Source organism: Rhodococcus sp. Leaf247 (assembly GCF_001426185.1).
In the GTDB taxonomy this organism is placed as follows: Bacteria; Actinomycetota; Actinomycetes; order Mycobacteriales; family Mycobacteriaceae; genus Rhodococcoides.
In genome coordinates this window covers 345,225-360,272 of the sequence record NZ_LMRP01000002.1, presented here as the reverse complement: position 1 = coordinate 360,272, position 15,048 = coordinate 345,225, and the positions used below count along the sequence as shown (strand labels likewise).

General features: G+C 67.5%; 14 protein-coding genes. 3 read left to right on the top strand and 11 right to left on the bottom strand.

The window, feature by feature from the left end:
• Positions 1-251: 251 nt before the first annotated feature.
• Genes ASG64_RS11200 through ASG64_RS11175 form a run of 6 tightly spaced genes read right to left on the bottom strand, consistent with a single transcriptional unit; the run spans position 252 to position 6,491 of the window.
• Positions 252-968, bottom strand: a complete 717-nt coding sequence (locus ASG64_RS11200) for a sulfite exporter TauE/SafE family protein (RefSeq protein WP_056073626.1) — start codon at positions 966-968, stop codon at positions 252-254.
• Entirely contained in the window at positions 965-1,996 is a 1,032-nt protein-coding gene (locus tag ASG64_RS11195; protein WP_042574860.1) for an ABC transporter ATP-binding protein, read from the bottom strand. The genes ASG64_RS11200 and ASG64_RS11195 overlap by 4 nt, the downstream gene beginning before the upstream one ends.
• The gene (locus ASG64_RS11190; RefSeq protein ID WP_042574859.1) at positions 1,968-2,984 is read right to left on the bottom strand and encodes an ABC transporter ATP-binding protein; all 1,017 of its coding nucleotides are present in this window, start codon (positions 2,982-2,984) and stop codon (positions 1,968-1,970) included. The genes ASG64_RS11195 and ASG64_RS11190 overlap by 29 nt, the downstream gene beginning before the upstream one ends.
• Complete coding sequence (locus tag ASG64_RS11185; protein ID WP_082043077.1) at positions 2,981-3,964, bottom strand: ABC transporter permease; 984 nt, start codon at positions 3,962-3,964, stop codon at positions 2,981-2,983. Before ASG64_RS11185 ends, ASG64_RS11190 begins: the two co-directional genes overlap by 4 nt.
• A 10-nt stretch (positions 3,965-3,974) precedes the next feature.
• Entirely contained in the window at positions 3,975-4,901 is a 927-nt protein-coding gene (locus ASG64_RS11180; protein ID WP_042574903.1) for an ABC transporter permease, read from the bottom strand.
• A gap of 42 nt (positions 4,902-4,943) precedes the next feature.
• Positions 4,944-6,491: an ABC transporter substrate-binding protein gene (locus ASG64_RS11175; RefSeq protein WP_056073624.1), complete on the bottom strand. Its 1,548-nt coding sequence runs from the start codon at positions 6,489-6,491 to the stop codon at positions 4,944-4,946.
• A 403-nt stretch (positions 6,492-6,894) separates the two neighbouring features.
• Between ASG64_RS11175 and ASG64_RS11170 the strand changes: the two genes are divergently transcribed.
• Both ASG64_RS11170 and ASG64_RS11165 read left to right on the top strand, forming a co-directional pair.
• Positions 6,895-7,893, top strand: coding sequence for a 2-hydroxyacid dehydrogenase (locus ASG64_RS11170; protein WP_056074326.1), 999 nt, complete (start codon positions 6,895-6,897; stop codon positions 7,891-7,893).
• Complete coding sequence (locus ASG64_RS11165; protein ID WP_042574857.1) at positions 7,890-8,276, top strand: universal stress protein; 387 nt, start codon at positions 7,890-7,892, stop codon at positions 8,274-8,276. The genes ASG64_RS11170 and ASG64_RS11165 overlap by 4 nt, the downstream gene beginning before the upstream one ends.
• On the opposite strand, the gene ASG64_RS11160 is transcribed toward ASG64_RS11165, so the two are convergent.
• From ASG64_RS11160 to ASG64_RS11140, 5 genes are all read right to left on the bottom strand, one after another.
• Positions 8,273-9,163: a LysR substrate-binding domain-containing protein gene (locus ASG64_RS11160; protein WP_042574856.1), complete on the bottom strand. Its 891-nt coding sequence runs from the start codon at positions 9,161-9,163 to the stop codon at positions 8,273-8,275. The genes ASG64_RS11165 and ASG64_RS11160 overlap by 4 nt on opposite strands.
• 33 nt (positions 9,164-9,196) lie before the next feature.
• Positions 9,197-10,459, bottom strand: a complete 1,263-nt coding sequence (locus tag ASG64_RS11155; protein WP_056073623.1) for a glucarate dehydratase family protein — start codon at positions 10,457-10,459, stop codon at positions 9,197-9,199.
• Positions 10,456-11,409 carry a 5-dehydro-4-deoxyglucarate dehydratase gene (locus ASG64_RS11150; protein ID WP_056073621.1) on the bottom strand — a complete coding sequence of 318 codons (954 nt, stop codon included), beginning with the start codon at positions 11,407-11,409 and terminating at the stop codon, positions 10,456-10,458. Before ASG64_RS11150 ends, ASG64_RS11155 begins: the two co-directional genes overlap by 4 nt.
• A 115-nt stretch (positions 11,410-11,524) precedes the next feature.
• Positions 11,525-13,123 carry an aldehyde dehydrogenase (NADP(+)) gene (locus tag ASG64_RS11145; protein ID WP_056073619.1) on the bottom strand — a complete coding sequence of 533 codons (1,599 nt, stop codon included), beginning with the start codon at positions 13,121-13,123 and terminating at the stop codon, positions 11,525-11,527.
• 139 nt (positions 13,124-13,262) lie between these two features.
• The gene (locus tag ASG64_RS11140; protein ID WP_056073617.1) at positions 13,263-14,072 is read right to left on the bottom strand and encodes a TspO/MBR family protein; all 810 of its coding nucleotides are present in this window, start codon (positions 14,070-14,072) and stop codon (positions 13,263-13,265) included.
• Positions 14,073-14,448: 376 nt separating this feature from the next.
• Between ASG64_RS11140 and ASG64_RS11135 the strand changes: the two genes are divergently transcribed.
• Positions 14,449-15,006: an alternate-type signal peptide domain-containing protein gene (locus tag ASG64_RS11135; protein WP_056073614.1), complete on the top strand. Its 558-nt coding sequence runs from the start codon at positions 14,449-14,451 to the stop codon at positions 15,004-15,006.
• Positions 15,007-15,048 lie beyond the last annotated feature (42 nt).

The window sequence follows — 15,048 nt, the reverse complement described above, 5'->3', positions numbered from 1 at the left end:
CCTGTGCAGCCGGCCGTAGGGGATGTGCGCTCACCACAGCAGGTGTGCGCTCGCAAAGGAGTGCTGCGTCGGAGGAGCGCGCTACCCGCCGTGAGGTGCACACCTCGTCCAGCCGGCCCCAGCGGTCCTCACTCGCAGATGGCGCTGCGCGGATGGAGCGCACACCCCCGCCAGGAAGCGCACACCCTGTGCAGCCGGCCGTAGAGGGTGTGCGCTCACCACGAAGGGTGCTCACCGCACAGGGCGCACTGTCACACCAGCGCATCGACCAGTAGAACGAGTGCTCCGCCGGCCGAGACGACGATGGACACCAGCCGGAGCCGGCGCTTGTCCAACACCCGATTCACCCACCGCGACGCCACATAGCCCAGCGCCACGACGGGCAGCAGCAGAGCGCAGGCGACGAAGGACCGCGCCGACAGGGACCCGGTAATACCGAGCGCGGCCAGGGACATGATCGAGCCGACGAGGAAGAAGCCGCTCATGGTGCTGCGGAGTGTCGCTCCGGTGCTTCCGCTCCAGATCAATGCCATCGGCGGTCCACCGATGGACGTGGCGGTTCCGAGCAGTCCGGATGCCGCACCCGCCGTCATCAGCGAGCCGCGTCGGGGTGCCGGTGACCAGCCGATCGAGGTGGTGACCACTCCGAAGAGGACGACGGCGCCGAGCATGATCGACAGGCCGCGATCTGGAAGCACGACCAACAGCGCGGCGCCTGCGATCACTCCCGGTACGCGACCGAGCAGTGCCCAGCCGGCGCCGCGCACGTCCAGGCTGGTCCGCTCGCGCAGAACGACCAATGCGGTCAGCGCCGTGGCCAGCAGGATGAGCGTGCCGGGCACCATCCGTGGGTCGATGATCGCGAGGATCGGTGCCGCGACCATTCCCATACCGAAACCTATGGACGATTGCAGGCAGGACGCGACGAACACGGCGAGCCCGACAATCGTCCATTCGATTCCGGTCATACGGGCAAGGCGTCCGATCTGGGGTGGTGGCATTCCGCGATGTGCAGGTTCCCGAGACGGCCGACCGTCGGGGGAATGCCCGTCGAGCAGACGTCCGTCGCGTGAGCGCAGCGCGTGCGGAAACGGCAGCCCGACGGCGGGTTCAGAGGCGACGGTACCTCGCCCTCCAGGAGGATGCGCGAACGCCGGGTCGAGGGATCCAGCGTCGGGGCTGCCGACATCAGTGCCTCGGTGTACGGGTGCGTGGGATGGTCGAAGACGTCGTCTGTCGGTCCGGTTTCGATGATGCGGCCGAGGTACATGACGGCGACTCGGTCGGCGACGTGCCGCACCACCGACAGGTCGTGCGAAATGAAGACGTAGCTGATGCCCAGTTCCTTCTGCAGGTCGGACAGCAGGTTGAGTACCTGCGCCTGGACCGAGAGGTCGAGAGCCGAGACGGGCTCGTCGCACACGACGACACTCGGGTCGAGTGCCAGGGCTCGGGCGATGCCGAGTCGCTGGCGCTGACCACCGGAGAACTCCTGCGGGAAGCGGTGCTCGTCGCTGGGACGAAGTCCGACCAGGTGCAGCAGTTCACGGACGCGGGCGGCGCGGTCGCGCTTGGTCTTGTACATCGTGCGGTGCGTATGCCAGGGCTCGGAGATGATCTCGGCGGCCGACATGCGGGAGTTCAGGGAGCCGTACGGGTCCTGGAACACCATCTGGATCCGCCGACGCCACGCCAGCAGCTCCTTGCCCTTGAGACTGAACGGGTCGACGCCGTCCCAGGACACGGTGCCCGTATCGGGGCGCTCGAGCATCATCAGCGTGCGCGCGAGAGTGGACTTGCCGCAGCCGGATTCACCGACCAGTCCCAGTGTTTCGCCTCGGCGCAGCGTCAGGTCGATGCCGTCGAGTGCGCGCAGCTTCTTGTGGCCTCCGCTGCCGGCCGCGACATCGAACGTCTTGGACACTCCACGGACCTCGAGCAACGGTGCGGCCTGCGTGGCCGCGGCCTCACTCTCCACTGTCGTCGTAACGGACACCGGACACCTCCTCGGGGAAATGGCATGCGGTCCACCGGACATCGCCGGCGGAGCGCAGTTCGGGACGCTCCGCGACACAGACGGCGCGAGCGATGGGGCAGCGGGCCTGGTAGACGCAGCCGCTAGGAATGGAGTGAAGGTCCGGCGGGGTGCCGCCGATGGACTTGAGGTGCTCGCCGCGCACGGTGGCGACGGGCACGGAGTCCAGTAGCCCCTTGGTGTAGGGATGCTTCGGATCGCCGAACACCTCGGCGACGGGTCCCGTTTCGACGACGGTTCCCGCGTACATCACGGCGACGTCGTCGGCTTCCTCCGCGACGAGGGCGAGATCGTGCGTGATGAGGATGACGGCCATGTCGTGCTCGGTGCGCAGGTCGCGCAGCAGGGACATGATCTGCGCCTGCACGGTGACGTCGAGGGCGGTGGTGGGCTCGTCGGCCAGAAGCACCGTCGGACCCAGGGCCACGGCCATGGCGATGAGCAGACGCTGCCGCATACCGCCGGAGAACTGGTGGGGGTAGGAGTCCGCGCGTGACTCGGGCTCGGGGATGCCCACGCGTTCCATCAACGAGATCGCTTCGACGCGAGCCGCTTTGGCGGACATACCGCGGTGGATGCGGAACGGTTCCGCCAACTGCGTGCCGACGGTGTAGACCGGGTTCAGCGCTGTCAGTGCGTCCTGGAAGACGATGGCGAGCTCGGTCGCGGCGATGCGGCGGCGGGTCTTGGAGCTGGCCGTGACCAGGTCGGTGTCGCCGAGCATCACGGTTCCGTCGACGACGTCGGCAATGGGTTCGAGCAGACCCACGAGGGCCTGGGCGGTCATCGACTTGCCGCAGCCGGACTCTCCCAGCAGTGCCAACGTGCGACCACGTTTCGCGCTGAAGGAGACTCCGTCGACGGCGCGGACGGTGCCGGACGGGGTGCGGATCTCGACGGTCAGGTTGTCGACGTCGAGCGCGGTGCGGGCGAGAGCGGGAGCACTCATCGGCGTGCCTTTCTCTTCGAACGCGGGAGGGTGAGGCGCCAGCGCTGCGCCGGGTCGGTGGCGATGCGTGCCCACGCGGCGAGCACGGTCGCGGACACCGTCGTGATGACGATGGCGAGGCCGGGGAAGAACGACAGCCACCAGGCGCTCTGCAGGTAGGTGCGGCCCTGCGAGACCATCAGGCCCCAGCTGATGTCGGGCGGCTGGATGCCGATACCGAGGAAACTCAGGGACGACTCGGCGAGCATCACGAAGCAGAAGTCGAGCGTGGCGACGGTGAGCAGCGTCGGCAACAGGATCGGTACGACGTGACGACGGATCACCGCGCCGCTGCCGGCGCCGAACGTGCGGGCCGCGTCGACGAACACGCGGGAGCGCAGCTCGGCACTCTCGGCACGGGCGGTGCGCAGGTAGATCGGGATGCGGGTGATGGTCAGGATCAGCACGATGTTGGCGGCGCTGGGGGAGAAGACGTAGAGCACGACCACGGCCATGAGCAGGGACGGGAAGCTCATGATGACGTCGGCGACGCGCATCGCGGTGGTCTCGCGCCATCCGCGGTGGTAGCCGGCCCACATTCCGATGACGGAGCCGATGATGCCCGACAGGATCACGGCGGGTACGGCGACCGACAGGGTGGTGCGGCTCGCGAGGATCAACCGGGCGAGCATGCTGCGACCGAGGGGGTCGGTGCCCAGGATGTTCATGAAGCCGGTGCTCATCGAGAACGGTGCCAGGTTGGAGCGGTCGAGGTCCTGCCGGGTGGCGGCGTCGGAGACGACCATCGGGCCGAAGATCGCGGTGAGGAACACCAGGATCAGGATGCCGGCTGCGATGGTGGCGACGCGGTCACGCAGGAGCAATTTCCACAGCGGCATCGTGGTGGTGCGCGACGGCGCCGCGGACTGTGGATCGGGGCCCGGGGGGAGCACCGGAGGAACCGGGATTCCCGAGCTGTCCTTGCTTGCTTCGAGTGTCATGACGGCCTCCTCAGACCTTTGCCTTGTCGCGAACTCGTGCGTCGAGGAGTGCGTAGCACGCGTCGATGACGATGTTCAGAACGAAGATGCTGATGGCCGTCAGCAGCACGGCCGCTTGGAGAACGGCGAAGTCTCGCTGCAGGATCGCGTCGATCATCAGCTTTCCGATGCCGGGCCATCCGAAGATGGCCTCGACCACGACCGCGCCGTTGACCAGGCCGACGGTGAGGTCACCGGCGACGGTCAGGGCCGGAGCGGCGGCGTTACGCAGGGCGTGATGGGTGACGACGCGCAGGTCGCCGGCGCCCTTGCTCCGTGCCAGCCGGACGTACGGTGCGGACAGGGCGGACACCATCGCTCCGCGGACGACCTGGGTGAGCACGCCCAGCGGACGGATCAGCAGGGTCGCGATCGGCAGGATCCAGGCGGCGGCGCCGCCGGTTCCGGAGGTCGGCAGGACACCGAGCACGACGGCGAAGATCCAGACGCCGGTGATGGCGAACCAGAAGTCCGGGATGCTGGCCGCGGTCATCGACAGCAGACTCGAGAAGCGATCGGCGATCGAGTTGGGACGGTAAGCGGCCCAGCAGCCGATGACGATGGAACCGATCACGGCGAGCAGCATCGTCACGAACGCGAGCTGCAGCGTCGCGGGGAAGGCTCGCAGAGCCATCGTCGACGCGGCTTCACCGGTGCGCAGTGACTCGCCGAAATCGAGATGCAGGACGCCGCCGAAGTAGTCGGCCATCTGCGTCCACACGGACTGGTCGAAGCCGTTCTGCGCGGCGAAGGCCTCGCGTTGGGCGGGGGTGGCCGACTCCGGCAGGTAGAGACTGGTGGGGTCGCCGGTAAGTCGGGCCAGGAAGAAGACGCCGATCAGGACGACCAGCAGGGGTACGAGGCTGGTGTAGACGCGTCGTCGAAGGAAAGCGAACATGGCGGTCACACCCTTCCGGAGGTGGGCTGCTGGCGGGTGGGGCTAGTCGGTCGCATCGGAACTCCGAGTCATCTCGGCCAGTCGCATCTCGTCGACGGTGGCGGAATCGGGGGTGTAGTCGATGCGCGGGTCCTTGGCCAACACACCGTTCATGTGGGCGATGTACGCCATCTGCGTGATCTCCTCGGGTTCGCGTGCGAACAACCCGGCGAACGCATCCTGACGCTGCTCATCCGTGAGTGCCTCGGCCTCGTCGATACCTTCGTCGAAACCGGTTGTGCCGTAGGAGCTCTGGAAGCCGTCGCTCCTCATGTACTGGTCCATCGTGAACGCGGCGTCGCCTGCCTGGTTGCCGTGCTGGATCACCAGCAGGTACGGCCCGACGTTCGGGAACGGGCGTTCCTGGAACTCCGCGGTGGCCGCGGTGTCCTTCATCTCGATCTTCACGTTCAGGCCGATGCCGGCGAGTGCGTTCTGGATGACCTCGACGGTTTCGTTGATCTTGGGGAACTGCCCGGTGCGGCCGATGAGGCGGATCTCGGTGTCGACGGGAACACCGTCGGAGCGAGCCTCGTCGATCAGCGCCTTGCCCTTCTCCATGTCGTACGGCCACGGCGTCAACTCGTCGTTATAGCCGACGACGCCGTCCGCGATCAGTTGTGCTGCAGGCGAACCCATTCCGCGGAACAGCGCCTTGACGATGCCGGAGCGGTTGATGGCGTAGTTGATGCCTTCCCGCACACGCTGGTCGTCCAGCGGCGGCGTCGTGGCCTGCATGCGCAGTGCCGTCGTCTCGTTGTTCGGGAAGGCGACACCGAGGTCGCCGGCGCCGTCCTCGGGGCCGAGGCCGGTGGCGATGTCGGCCTCGCCGTTGGTCACCATGGCTGCGCGCACGGAACCCTCGGTGCGCCACTGGTAGACCGCGCGGGTGAACTCGGGCTCCTCTCCCCAGTAGGAGTCGTTGCGCACCAGGGACAGTCGCTGCCCGTAGTCCCACGAATCGATGCGGTAGGGGCCGGTGCCGATGGGTTCACGGGTGCGCTCGGCGTCGCCGACCTCACTGGTCACCATCTCGATGAACGACAGGCGCAGCGGGAGGATGGGGTCCGGCGCCGGCGAGGCGACCGTCACGGTGGTCGGGTCGAGCGCCGTGACGGTCAGATCGTCGTCGCCGAAGACGTAGCCCTCGACGTTGCAGGCCAGGTCCGAGTTCACGGCTCGCTCGATGGACACCTTGGCGTCCTCGGAGTCGAAGGTGGATCCGTCGCTGAAGGTGACGTCGTCACGCAACCGGATGGTCCACTCCGTGTCGGACGTCCGCTCCCAGGAGGTGGCCAGCTTCGGTTCGAGGTCACCCGATGTGGGGTCACGCTCGATCATGGGCTCGGTGATGTTGGAGCGCACGACCACACCGATGGCGGTGAGGGAGACGTCGCACGGCTCGAGTGTCGGGGGCTCCTGGGGCAGCACGATCCGGACGGTGTCCGGGCTTGCGGCATCGCCGCTGTCCGAGTTGGCGACTGTGCATCCGGTCAGGAATGCCGACGCAGCGAGCACCGACACCAGAGATGTGGCGCGGGTGGATCTCATGAATTCTCCAAGCTGAGTGGGGCTCTGCCTAGCGCGTGCTGTCGGGGCTGTCGACGCGCGCTGGGGCGTGGAGGCCGGAGGCCGGTCGAGAAAGGCGTTGCGGGTTCGTTGCCGCCTGTGACGGTAGACACACGGTAGGAGGGTGGCCGGTGAGCGTCAACAGCGGACGACCCGCAAAATCGCAGTTGAGAGCGGATTTTCACGTCGTCACGGCCTTCCCGTGCGGTCCGTGTCACAGCGTCGAGGCTCTGACCTGCTGCATCACACGCGGCGATCATATCAATGCTGGATGAGTATTGATCCATGCTAATTGCGTGTTGGACCGGTATTCGTCGCCGGGCATACGATGACCCGGACGAAGGCCGTCACACCCGACGGTCGGCGCACTGGCGAAGGAGGCGGCATGACCGACGGTGGCTCACCGAGTTCGGCTGACGCGCAGCGTTATTCCGATGTTCTGCGGGTAGGCGGACTGAAGCCGTCTCTGATGGAGGCGCTCAGCGCCGGCGGTGCGCTCGTTCTGCCGGACGACGGCCGCGACGCCTTCCTCGAGCAGCACGCCGACCGGGTCCGCGCCGTGGTCACGTCCGGCCGGGTCGGTGTCGACGCCGGCCTGATGCGACTCCTGCCGGGTCTGCGAGCGATCGTGCATTTCGGTGTCGGATACGACGGCACGGACGCCGACGAGGCTCGTCGCCTCGGCATCGGTGTCAGCAACACACCCGACGTCCTGACCGACGCCGTCGCGGACACCGCGCTGGGGCTGCTCATCGACACGATGCGGGGGTTCTCCGCGGCGGACCGCTACGTGCGCGCCGGCGAGTGGACGACGAAGCCCATGCCCCCGCTCGCGCGCCAGGTGAGCGGCTCGCGAGTCGGCATTCTGGGCCTGGGCCGGATCGGCGGTGCCATCGCGCATCGCCTGGACGCGTTCGGGTGCAGTATCAGCTACCACAATCGAAACGTGGTCGACGGCAGCCCGTACGACTACTACTCCTCGCCCCGCGAACTCGCTGCGGCAGTGGATGTTCTGGTGGTCGCGGCCGCAGGCGGCCCGGACACCCAGCAGTTGGTGGACAAGGACACCATCGACGTGCTGGGCCCCGACGGATACCTCGTCAACGTCGCGCGCGGCAGCGTCGTCGACGAGGACGCCCTCGTGGACGCCTTGCAGAGCGGGCGTCTGGCCGGTGCCGGCCTGGACGTGTTCGCCCACGAACCCGAGGTCCCCGAAGCGCTCCGACGCCTCGACAACGTCGTCCTTCTTCCGCACATCGGCAGCGCGACCGTGCAGACACGTGCGGCGATGGAAGCTCTGACCCTCGACAATCTTCACTCGTTCCTCGCCGACGGCACGCTCGTGACGCCGGTCTTCCAGCCCGGACAGAAGGAGACCTCATGAGCGTCGTCGTGGGATACGCGGACACCGTCGAGGACCGCAATGCGTTGCCGTTCGCGTTCCGCGAGGCCGTCATGCGCGGTACCGACGTGACCGTCGTGGTCGACGGCGACCGGTCGTCGGTGGACGAGCAGATCATGGCCGCCCGGACCGACTCGGGTGCCGACGGTATCGCGGTGCGCGTGGCCGACCTGGTTCCCGGCCGATCGCATGCCGACAACCTGGTCGACATGTCGTACGAGCCGGACGTCGAGATCCTGGTCATCGGAGTGCGACGCCGGTCGCCCGTCGGAAAGCTGTTGCTGGGCAGCCTGTCCCAGCGCGTGCTTCTCGACGCGCATTGCCCCGTCGTGGCGGTCAAGCCGCCCGTCGAGGTCGCCCGCTAGAGCTGCGTCACGGCGGCGACGTCGCCCAGCACCCGGTGCAGGGCGGGGTTCGTCGCGTCGTGACGCCATGCGGCATTGAGCCGTACGGGCTTCTCGGTGCTGGATCGGAGTTCGCGGAACACCACACCCTCGGTGTGCATCGTGCGTGCCGACGCCGGAACCAGCGCGCACCCCAGCCCGGAACTCACCAGCATCAGCATGGTGTGCACCTGCGTCACGTACTGCACGTAGCGGGGAGACACGCCGGCGACGGTGAAGGTGCTGATGAGCAGCTCGTGGAAATACCGGGCGTCGACGGGTGAATACATGATCACCGGCTGATCCTCGAAGTGGGTCACCGCGAGGCGTTCGACGTCGAGAAGTTCGTGACCCTCGGGGATCGCGGCGACGAGCGCTTCACGGTGGATGGGCCGCGTCGTGATTCCGGGACGGGTCACCGTGGGACGGACCAGCCCGAGGTCGAGCTCACCGCTGGCCAGTGCGTCGATCTGGATGGACGAGACCATCTCGCGCAGAACGAGTTCGACGTCGGGAAGGGTGTCGCGGACGTCGGCGAGCAGCCGCGGCAGGACGGCGTGGGCCGACGCCGCGGTGAATCCGATGACCACTGTTCCCAGGTCACCTTCCGGGACGCGCTTGACGGTCAGCGCAGCGCTCTCCGCCAGCCGGACGATGCGGCGGGCGTCGGGAAGGAACGCGAGGCCGGCGGCGGTCAGTGTCACCGAGCGGGATGTCCGGTCGATCAGTTGGACGCCGAGCTCGCTTTCGAGCTGTTGAATCTGTCGGCTCAGCGGCGGTTGCGTCATGTGGAGCCGCTCTGCGGCGCGGCCGAAGTGCAGCTCCTCCGCAACGGCGATGAAGCACGTCAGGCGCGAGAGCGAGAACATCGGCTCAAGATAGCCGACCGTGTGAACGGCCGGTCACCATCGCGGAGAAGAATTGACGAAGTCGGGTTCGAGACTCTGTCGGTAGCCGGTGTCGTCACGATCCCTGATCCCGCAGTCGAGGTACTGCTGGTGCAACGCGGCGAGGGCGTCCTGGTCGAGCTCGATACCGAGTCCCGGCCCGGTAGGAACTGCGACGGCGCCGTTCTCGATGCGCAGAACGCCCGGGACCACGACGTCCTCGGTCTTCCACGGCCAGTGTGTGTCGCAGGCGTACGTGAGATTCGGCGTGGCGCCTGCGAGGTGCACCATCGCGGCGAGAGAGATGCCCAGGTGCGAGTTCGAATGCATCGACAGGCCGAGTCCGAACGTGTCGCAGATACCTGCCAGCAGACGCGACCGTTGCAGGCCGCCCCAGTAGTGGTGATCCGAGAGGACGACGCCCACGGAGTCACGTCGAACCGACGGCTCGAGCTGATCGAAGGCCACGACACACATGTTGGTGGCCAACGGCATCGGGGCCTTGCGGGCGACCTCGGACATGCCGTCGAGGCCGGGAGTCGGATCTTCGAGGTACTGGACGACGCCGTTCAGAGCCGACGCCACCTCGATCGAGGTGTCGACGGTCCACGCCGCATTGGGGTCGAGTCGCAGGGGGAGGTGAGGGAAGGCCTCGCGTAGCGCGACCATCGCCGCGACTTCCTGGTCGGGTGGGAACACCCCACCCTTCAGCTTGATCGCACCGAAGCCGTACTGCTCGATCATCGTCCGGGCCTGGCGCACGATCCCGTCGGGATCGAGTGCGGCACCCCACCGGTCGTCCTCCGCGCCCGGATGCGCTGCCCACTTGTAGAACAGGTAAGCGCTGAACGGCACAGTGTCCCGCACGGATCCACCGAGCAGATCCGACACGGGTCGGCCCAGGGTCTTGCCCTGAATGTCCAGACAGGCGACCTCGAAGGGCGAGAAGACGCGGTCGGTGGTGCTGGCGGTCGTGATCATTCCGGCAACGCCGTCACCGCCCGTCACCGACAGGCCGGCGAGGCAGTCGTCGATCACGGTGCGCAGGACGTTCAGCGCGAAGACGTCGACACCGCGCATCGCCTCTGCCGCCGCGTTCAGCCGCACGAGATGTGCGGTGTCCGCGTAGGTCTCACCGAGACCGACGATCCCGTCGTCGGTACGCACCTGCACGATCGCCCGAAGGGCGAACGGCTGATGGACACCGACGGTGTTGAGGAGCGGCGGGTCGGCGAACGCGACCGGTGTGACGATGACAGAGGCGATGCGTCCGGTCACGAGTGCACGGCCTCCTTGGTGACCGAGTCCGCAGCGAGTGCGTCGGCGAGAACGGCGCGGCCCGCGGCGATGATCGCGGTAAGCGTCTCGACGTCCGCCGGGGCGGCGTCGACGAGGGGAGCGCGAACAGGGCCGGCGGCAACACCTTCCAGCGTGACGCCCGCCTTGATCAGCGAGACGGCGTAGCCGGGGACCGAGTCGCGCAACCGCACCAGTGGGTGGAAGAAGTCGCGCAGCAGAGCGTCGGTCAGGTCGTCGTCGCCGTTCTCGAGCGAGGTGTAGAACGCCAGGGCGAGCTCGGGAGCGAAGGCGAACGTCGCCGACGAGTAGAGCGTGACGCCGATGGCGCGGTAGGCCTGCTGCGACACCTCCGCGGTGGGGAGGCCGTTGAAGAACTGGAATGCCTTGCCGGTGGGAGCGAGGGAATCCTGGACTGCGCGGACGATGCGTGACACACGATCGAGATCGCCTGTGCCGTCCTTGAATCCGACGACGGTGGGGAAGTGTGCGACCTCGACGGCGGACGCCTCGTCGTAGCGCGCGTTGCTGCGGTTGTAGACGATCACGGGCAGGTCGGTCTCGGACGCGACCTGGCGGGTGTACTCGACGAGGCCTGCTTGCGGCATCGTCACCAGGTACGGCGGCAGCAGCAGGAGACCGTCGGCGCCGTTGTCGCGAGCGGTCCGGGCGAACATCTTCGCCTGGGCGACGGAACCGCCGGCCCCGGCGTAGACGGGAACCCGTCCCGCCACGGTGCGCACGGCGGTGGCGACGATCTCGCCGAACTCCACGGTCTCGAGAGCATGGAATTCGCCGGTGCCGCAGGCGATGAACACGCCGCCGGGGCCGGCGTCGACACCCTTGGCGATGTGTTCCGCGAGCAGCGTGTGATCCACCTCGCCGGAGTCGGTGAAGGGGGTGACGGGGAAGAAGAGGACGCCGTCGAGCATGAGATCTCCTGGTGTACGAGAAGTGGGGTGGGTGCGGGAAGGCCGGAGGCCGGTCGGTGTGGAGCGGGAAGGCCGGAGGCCGGCCGGGTGATGCGGGAAGTGAGGTACTGGGTGGTCAGTCGCGGGAGAGTTGGCCGTCGATGCGGCGCCAGATGCCGTCGGGGTTGCCGTCGGCGATGGCGCTGGGAAGCAGGGCGGTGGGAACGTCCTGGTAGGCGACGGGTCGGAGGAAGCGCTCGATGGCGAGCGATCCGACGGACGTCGACCGTGAGTCCGACGTCGCCGGGTAGGGGCCGCCGTGGACCATGGCGTGACCCACCTCGACGCCCGTGGGCCATCCGTCGAAGAGGATGCGTCCGGCTTTGAGCTCGAGGACGTGGAGCAGACGGCCGGCATCGGCGTAGTCGGCTGCGTCGGCATGGATGGTGGCGGTCAACTGGCCTTCGAGCGCGCGAGCCACCGCGGTGACCTGCTCGGCCGAGGCGCAGCGGACGACGAGTCCGGATGCGCCGAAGACCTCCGCCTGCAGCACGTCCTGTCCGAGGAAGGTCGTGGCGTCGGTGCTGAAGAGCGCTGCGCGGCCGGCGTTCGGCGCATCGGTCGTACGGCCGCGCGCGACCTCGCTGGCGGCGGAGCCGAGCGCTTCGACACCCTTGCCGTAGCTGGCCGCGATGTTCGGGGTCAGCATGGTCGCCGGGGCGCTCTCGGCGACTGCGTCGGCGGCGGCTGCGACGAACGCGTCCAGGCCGGGGCCGTCCTGAGCGATGACGAGGCCGGGGTTGGTGCAGAACTGGCCGGATCCCAGCGTCAGCGAACCGACGAACGCACGGCCGAGGTCCGCTGCGCGCGTCTCGAGCGCGTGGGGAAAGAGAAAGACGGGATTGATGGAGCTCATCTCGGCGTAGACCGGGATCGGTTCGGGTCGACCGGCAGCGGCGCGTACCAGAGCTGTTCCACCCGAACGTGATCCGGTGAATCCGACGGCCTTGATCCGGGGGTCGGTGACCAATGCGGTCCCGATGGTGGGTCCGTCGCCGTAGACGAGGGAGAAGACACCGGCGGGCATTCCGGTGGCGGCCGCCGCCTCGGTGATGGCGCGCCCCACGTACTCGGACGTACCGGGGTGGGCGTCGTGTGCCTTGACGACGACGGGGCAGCCCGCGGCCAGAGCCGATGCGGTGTCACCGCCGCCGACGGAGAACGCCAGCGGGAAGTTGCTGGCGCCGAACACGACGACGGGACCGAGCGAGACCATGCGCTGGCGGATGTCGGCGCGAGGCAGGGGAGTGCGGTCCGGCACGGCCGGGTCGATCCGGGCGCCGTTCCAGCTGCCCTCGCGCAGCACCGAGGCGAACAGGCGGAGTTGACCGCTGGTGCGCCCGACCTCGCCCGTGATGCGGCCGAGGGGGAGACCGGATTCGGCCACCGCTCGCTCGATCAGCGTCTCGCCCAGTGCCTCGATGTTGTCGGCTATCGCATCGAGGAACTGTGCGCGTGCCTCGGACGTCGTGGAGCGATACTCGTCGAAGGCCTGCTCCGCGGCGGCGCACGCTGCGTCGACGTCGGCCAGTGCGCCGTGTCGATACGCGGGCTCGAGGCTCGCGCCGGTGGAGGGATCGATGCCGTGAATCGTCTTGCCGGTGCCGGGGACGGTGGACCCGGCGATGATCAGTTCCCCGGTGAGGGGAGCGGTCGTCGTCACCGTTGCAGTCATCAGTGGATCAGCCCTTCTCGCTGTGGTGCGTGTGCGACTGACGTTAGGACCCTCAGTCATACAAGTCCAAGTCAAATTTGCACTACAGCGATTCAGGATCTGTATCGACCGGGGTGACGCCCCGGCTACCGCACAAACGTCAGTGTGAGGTCGCGGTGCGCCGCACCCGCACGGCGATCGTGCCGACGAGGACCACGATCGCAGCCGCCGCGGCCGTCCACCCGACCGTGGTGTTCAGGACTTCTCCGGACAGGCGTCCCTGCGCTGCCCAGCCGAGACCCCACGACAACGACAGAGCAGGCGCGATGCGGCCCGCGGACACCGTTGCGAGGAACAGTCCGACGGCCGCCGCGACGACCAGCACGACGACTGCCCACACGGTGGCGGCGGACTCGACTCCGATCGAGGTCAACCACGCGCTGATGTTCGCCACTGTCGCGATGGATACCCAGCCCAGGTACAGGCCCATGGTTCCGTCGGTGATCACCGTGTCGACCGCGGTCGTTCGAGGCGCCGCGATCAGTCGAGCGAAGACGAACGCGAGACTCGCGAGGAGTGCCACGATCACGACGACGCTCAGGAACACCTGCCCGAACTGCACGACCGTGATCCAGGCGGCATTCAGCAGCATCGTCACGGAGATGGGCACACGAAGTGCTCGCTGCCGCTCCGACCGACGCTGGGCGGGCAGTGCCTGCCAGACGGCGTAAGCGATCAGTCCGAGGTAGATGACCGACCAGATGGAGAACGCCGGTCCGGCGGGAGCGACGAGAGTTGCGGTGGCGCTGAGCGCACCGTCCGCTGCCTCCGCGATCGGTGTGCCGACGACGGCGCCCGAGCCGAGGAATCCACCGACCACCGCCACGATCGCGCTCAGTACGACGAGCCACACGGAGCTCGGCCGGGCCACGTCCGACGAGGGCGTCGCGGCAGTGATGTCAGGTGTCATGAGGGTCCTTCTCGAGGGGGTTCGACGGCCGGTTCATGCCCGAAACCGTGAATCTCGAAACAATATTCAAGTTTTCTGCAGGGCACGTATCGGCCGGATGGATCGACAATGGAGGCAATTCCTGCACTGCGACGCCATTTTGGCGTCTAATAAAGAATGGTCATCAATGGACGACAAACGGCAGGTGCGAGGCCCGATTGCCGACCGGAACGACGTGAAGTCGACTCTCGGAGCGACGATCTGCGCATTCTTCGACAGTCTTCGCGACGGTTCCCATCCGCTTTGGGTCGTGTAACGAATGGGTAATCAGTTCGCGAAGTAATGGTTTGTACCGCGCCGATGTCCGGCGTGGAGGACAACGACGGAAGTGAAACCCATGAACAAGACCACGAAGGGTGCCCTCGCTGCGGGTGCCGCCGGAATCCTCCTGCTCGGTGGCGCAGGTAGCTACGCGCTGTGGAGTGACGCCGAGACCGTCCAAGGCGGCACCATCACGGCCGGCAACCTGGACATCTCGCCGGTTGCCGCAGGTGTGTGGACCGACGTCTCGCCGGGTCCGGTCAAGACGCCGGGACCCCTCGACATCGCCACGTTCCGGATGGTTCCGGGCGACGTCCTCCAGTACAAGGCGCAGTACCGAGTACTCGCTGACGGCGAGAATCTCCGTGCGACCATCGCCGCGGATGCTCAGAGCATCCAGCGCAGTGGCGAACTGACCCCGACGAACACCCCGGTGTCGTTGGTCAGTACGTACAACGGCACTCCCCTCGCCAACAACCAGATCACGGAGGCGGACAACAACCGCCTCGTCGATGTCACGGTGACCGTCACGTTCGTCGAGACGACGCCGAACCAGGTGGGAACCGAGGACTCGGTGAACCTGTCCGCCTTTCGGATCAACCTGCAGCAGGCCGCCCGCACGACTGCTCCCTGACGCGCCGATTTGCCTGATTCCGAACACCCATCCAGCGAGGTG